Annotated in this window: 6 protein-coding genes; 4 read left to right on the top strand and 2 right to left on the bottom strand. The window is 69.1% G+C overall.

Features of this window, described 5'->3' with window-relative positions; genetic code table 11:
* Window positions 1-629: 629 nt before the first annotated feature.
* From RMN98_RS20765 to RMN98_RS20750, 4 genes are all read left to right on the top strand, one after another.
* Window positions 630-935, top strand: a complete 306-nt coding sequence (locus tag RMN98_RS20765) for a hypothetical protein (RefSeq protein ID WP_309650728.1) — start codon at window positions 630-632, stop codon at window positions 933-935.
* A 29-nt stretch (window positions 936-964) separates the two neighbouring features.
* On the top strand, window positions 965-2,479 hold the full coding sequence (locus tag RMN98_RS20760) for a multicopper oxidase family protein (protein WP_397210413.1): 1,515 nt from the start codon (window positions 965-967) through the stop codon (window positions 2,477-2,479).
* 113 nt (window positions 2,480-2,592) lie between these two features.
* The gene (locus RMN98_RS20755) at window positions 2,593-2,844 is read left to right on the top strand and encodes a DUF2933 domain-containing protein (RefSeq protein ID WP_309650726.1); all 252 of its coding nucleotides are present in this window, start codon (window positions 2,593-2,595) and stop codon (window positions 2,842-2,844) included.
* 7 nt (window positions 2,845-2,851) lie between these two features.
* On the top strand, window positions 2,852-3,205 hold the full coding sequence (locus tag RMN98_RS20750) for a hypothetical protein (protein WP_309650725.1): 354 nt from the start codon (window positions 2,852-2,854) through the stop codon (window positions 3,203-3,205).
* 26 nt (window positions 3,206-3,231) lie between these two features.
* Here RMN98_RS20750 and RMN98_RS20745 read toward each other — a convergent pair whose 3' ends face one another.
* Window positions 3,232-3,771, bottom strand: coding sequence for a DUF3152 domain-containing protein (locus RMN98_RS20745; RefSeq protein WP_309650724.1), 540 nt, complete (start codon window positions 3,769-3,771; stop codon window positions 3,232-3,234).
* Between the two features lie 335 nt (window positions 3,772-4,106).
* Entirely contained in the window at window positions 4,107-5,039 is a 933-nt protein-coding gene (locus RMN98_RS20740) for a F510_1955 family glycosylhydrolase (RefSeq protein ID WP_309650723.1), read from the bottom strand.
* Window positions 5,040-5,177 lie beyond the last annotated feature (138 nt).

The following is a 5,177-nucleotide window of genomic DNA, read 5'->3' as shown; positions in this document are numbered from 1 at the left end:
GCGAGATCGTCGAGCGACTTGAGGTGATCGGGATCCCGCGTGACGGCGTGTCGATCCTGCTCAGGGAAAGTGCCGTGGAGAACTGGGGCACCGGCGGCCAAGCCGCCAGCGACTATGACCTTGGATTCGAGGTCACGGTCTGACACGAAACCCAATGCTTCGTATGGAGCGCCGGGCACGGAGCATCGAGCGAAGTGCTCGACCGACACGATTCGGCAGGTCTGGATGGGTCCGGGTCGCAGTCGCGCAGGTTCCGCCAGTGAACCGATACCCCTAGGGGAGATGGCTGATGTGATCAGCACGAACCCACCGGGTGTCGCGTCAGATCGAGTGCCGTGCGACCTTCCTGGCATCTGTCTCGAAGGTCTCGACTCGGCACCACCGCTCACTTGTCAAGCACCGGACCCGACCAGTCTTGGAGCGCCGTCCACATCAGCGCTACTGCCTGATCGCCGCGACCACGGCTTGAGTTGCACTCTCATTCCCACGCCGTCGGACAACGTGGACTCGCCGGGTTTCGGTCCTGGTGAGGACTCGGCAGATGCGTGTCTCGAGTCCCTGGACGTCACGACGAAGGACCCTGTCGAGCTTGCGCGTCGGGGGCGAGGCTGAGTGGAGGCGCCAACTCGATGGTGTCGGCGATCAAGCAGCGGGAGACGGCGATGATGTACTGGAGCGGCGACGGCGGTTGGGCAGACAGTGGGGCCGGCTATGTGCTGATGGTCCTCGGGATGGTGCTGTTCTGGGGCGCGATCGTCGCTGCGTTCGTGTTCGTGCTGCGGCAGCCGAGCAGGCAGGATCACTCCGCTCGTGGGATGGTCGCGGCGCACCGCACGGCCCAGCAGGTGCTGGCTGAGCGTTTCGCTCGGGGTGAGATCGACAAGACCGAGTTCGAGAGCAGGTCGGCCACGCTGCACGGTCAATCACCGTTGTGAGGAACGCCGACAGCACGGGGCCGAGGTCGCTGAGCCGACGACAGGTCTTCCAGGTCGGTGGAGTTGCTGCGGTCGCAGTCGGCGGCAGCTGTGCCGGGATCCGGCTCCTCGACCAGCCGTCCCGGACCCTCGTCGGTCCTGGGTCCGCAGCGGTCGCGCGGGTCGAAGCGGCGCGTTCCACCTCAGGCAGGGTGGTCCGGCGAACCCTGACCGCGGCCCCTGCCGACGTGGATCTCGGTGGTCGGGTCGTGTCCACATGGGCCTATGACGGATCGGTCCCGGGGCCAGAGATCAGGGTCGGCGCCGGTGACCTGTTGCAGGTCCGTCTGGTGAACCAGCTTCCCGAGCCGACCACGGTGCACTGGCACGGTCTCGCGCTGCGCAACGACATGGACGGGGTCCCGGACCTGACCATGCCCGCGGTCGCCCCTGAGGAGGCGTTCGACTACAGCTTCGTGGTCCCCGATCCTGGCACCTACTGGTTGCACCCGCATGCCGGGATCCAGCTCGACTACGGCATGCAGGCTGCCCTCGTCGTGGAGGACCCCGACGAGCCCGGCGGCTACGACGACGAGGTCGTCCTGATCCTCGACGACTGGACCGATGGCTGGGGGCAGCCCCCGACGAAGATCCTCGCCGGCTTCGCCCGCGACGGGATGGGCTCCATGGCAGGCATGGGCAGCATGGGCAGCATGGGCGGCATGGATGGCGGCATGGGGGGCGTCTCCTCGGATACGCCCCTCGGCACGGACACCGGCGACGTCGCCTACCCGGCCCACCTGATCAACGGACGCCTGCCCCTGGACCCGGTCACGATCACCTCGGCGCCGGGTCGCCGGATCCGCTTCCGCCTCATCAACGCCAGCGGCGACACCGCCTACAGGTTCGCTGTCGGCGGGCACCGGATGACCGTGACCCACACCGACGGCTACGGCGTCGAGCCACTCGAGATCGACACGCTCATCCTGGGGATGGGCGAGCGCTACGACGTCGTGGTCGAGGTCGGTGACGGCGTCTTCCCGGTCGTCGCCGCACCCGAAGGCAAACCGGACCCGGCTGCGATGGCCGTGCTGCGCTCGACGTCAGGAGCAGCTCCCACCCCCGGGGCGCGACCCGCAGAGCTGACTGGGCGGCTCCTGTCCTACGGCGACCTCGTGCCTACTGCCCGGGCCACCCTGACGGCCCAGGACGTCGACCGTGAGCTTGAGCTGACCCTGGGGATGGCAGACGGAGGTCGGCGCTGGCTGATCAACGGCGCCACCTTCGCTGACCGGCAGCCACTCGACATCAGCTACGGCGAGCGAGTTCGCATCACGATGAGCAACAGGTCGATGATGTTCCACCCGATGCACGTCCATGGCCACACGTTCGCGCTCGCCGGCGACACGGGCACCGGCATCCGCAAGGACACGGTCAACGTGCTGCCGATGCAGACCGTCACGGTGGAGCTGCAGGCCGACAACCCGGGGCAGTGGATGGCGCACTGCCACAACGCTTACCACGCCGAGCTGGGGATGATGACCGTCCTCTCCTACACGCTCTGAGGCTGGTGTCCCTGCCCGGGTTGTGGGGACCTTCGCCCCTGAGCAGGGAGTGCTCGCACTGCAAGTCTGGTCACGGGCGGGAGTTCCCGTCCGGACAGGTGTTGGAGGATCTGATGGGCAACAGCAGCAACTACCCCCTCTACGTGGTCGCGGTCGTCGGCGGAGCTGCCATCGCACTCTGGGCAGGGATGTCGCCCTTCCTGCTGATCGTGCTGGCGTGCCCGCTGATGATGTTCTTCATGATGCGCGGCGGGATGAGCGGCGGCCAGAGCCAGCAGGACAGCAGTCGTCGAGGTCAGCCGGGCTCCACGTCGAGCCGCCCTGCGGACCTCGACGGATCTCACGAACGCATCGATCGGCTGTAGCGCGGGGATGAGGCTCGTCAAGAGCACGTGGCGCACGATCTCGGCAGTCGTCGGGACCCTGATGGGGCTGCTGCCGCATGTGCTGCACCATGCCGGGATCATCTTCGGCGCCGCCCTGGTCACGGGCGCGGCCGGCAACCTGCTCTTCGGTGCACTGGGGCTGCTCTTCTCGATACCGCTACTGCGTCGTCTCTACGCCAGGTTCGACACGTGGAAGGCGCCTGCCGTCGCACTTGCCGTCCTGGTCGCGATGTTCTCCTTGTCGGCCTTCGTCATCGGCCCCGCCATCTCCGGCGACACCGGCCGCGAGACCCCACCACCGGCGGACACACCCGATCACAGCGAGCACTCCGGCCACTGAGGCAACCGAGCGGATCCCGTTCTTGGTCAGGGACTCGGCCAGGGGTTGGCCCTGCAGTCACCGAGGCCCTTGGTCTGCTGCATCATCACCGGCGCGAGGCGTCCAGGACCGGGACACGCGACGTGAGGGTTGCCGAGTGCGTGTCCGACCTCGTGGCTGATGAGGTAGCGGCGGTAGTCGCGCAGGTTGCCGCCGTAGGCGGGGGCGCCGTTGAGCCAGCGCCAGGCGTTGAGGACGACGAGGTCACCGTTGCGACACGAGAGCCGGCCACCGGTGTCCAGCGGCGCACACAGGGCGTCGGTGGTCTCCGGGGTGGCCACGAGGACCCTGATGTCGCCGCCAGCGTCGACACGGGCCAGGGCGTGAGCTCCCGTCGCTGTCCACCCGCGTGAGTCAGTGAGAACCTGGTCGACGACGCCGGCGGCGCCCTGGACCTCGACGGGCACCTCGGCTTCGACCTCGACCGTGTAGGTCGTCAGGGGCCCGACGCCGGTGGGCGTGGTCTGACCGGGGGCCACGAGGAACTCACCGGACCCGTCCTCGGGCAGGCGTGGCGCCTCCGCCACCTGGCGGGCCGACGTTGCCGACGCCAGGGCAGGCGTCTCGGGCGGCCCACCCCTGGACGGTGATGCCTTGGTCTCAGGTCGCGAAGATGGTGCTGCGAGGCGAGGATCAAAGGTCGGGCCGGTCGGCACCCGGGTAGCGCCTCGAGCGTCCGCGCCTGTGGCCGCGGAGGGGGGTAGTCCTTGTGTGGCGGCGACGTCCACGACGGGAGCCGCGGGGACGTCCTGGCGGCCTGCTGGCTCGTTGGCGAAGGTGACGACAGCGGCCGCAGTGACGAGCCCGATGGCTGCTACTGCCCGGCGCCTTGTGCCGGTTCGTGCTCGGCGGTGGGCACCGCTCATGGCGCGGTGCCGTAGGTGAACACGGGCTCCCACGAGGTCCCGGAGGTGGTGGAGGAGAAGAGCCCTTGGTCGCTGGCGGCGTACCAACTCGTGGTGGTCACCTCGAGGGCGCTCGGCTGGCCGGGGACGCGTCCTGCTCGTTGCCACTCGGATGCGGTGCCGGTGGAGGTGTAGACGGTCCCGTCCGGGCCGAGGCCGACGAGGAGGTCGGGTGCAGCCCAGTCGACGAAGGTGAGCGTGGGGCTGCCGGGCACCGCGGTCGACGTCCCCGCCGGGTCGTAGAAGCGGAGCTGACCGGTTCCGGTGGTGGCAAGGGTGACGTCCTGCCCGGTGGGGTCGGCGGCGAGGTCGATGAACCGGCCCTGCGCGACGGTGTCCCACGAGCGGTTGTCGCTGGAGGTCAGCAGCAGCCCTCGTGCTGAGTCGATGCCCCAGGTGCGGCCGTCGGTGGCGACGTCGAGGGCGTGGAAGTCGGCGTCGCCGGCCAGCGAGACGGGCTCCCAGGTGGTCGCGGCGTCACGGGACTCGATGAGGCCGAGGTGGACGGGGTGGTCGGTGCCGAGCTCGGGGTGCCCGGAGGCCAGGAACCGTCCGGGTCCGGCGACCGTGAAGGCCATGGTGTCGTTGCGCACATCACCGACAGGTTCGACGGTTCCCTCGCCGGTGACGCTGAACGTGCCGAGGTGGGCGCCGATGTAGAGCTGCCCGTCGGCGGGGTCCACGCCGATGCCGTGGATGTGACCGACCTCGACACCTCCGCTCGCTTGGGCTGCGGGGTGTCGGTCGGCGCGGGTTAAGGCGAAGAGCAGCGCGGCGATGAGCGCCACGGCGAGCGCGGCGATGATCAGCGCGCTGCGCGGAGACGGCATCCGTGGCCGGGACGTAGGCCCGGGCAGCCGTGCGGTGCTGGTGATCTTCGAGCTGGGCATGGGTTGAACACCTCGACGTGGTCGGTCTGGCGAGCGGGTCAGAGTGATTCATGCGCGGCTGTCGGGGCCACCGTGGTGGCCCCCACACCCCCCCGACCAGGGTCGGTCAGCGCGTCAGGAAGCGAGGAGCTCTTCCAT

It is taken from the genome of Nocardioides sp., assembly GCF_031397825.1.
GTDB lineage: Bacteria > Actinomycetota > Actinomycetes > Propionibacteriales > Nocardioidaceae > Nocardioides.
This window is presented reverse-complemented; position numbering and strand designations above follow the sequence as displayed.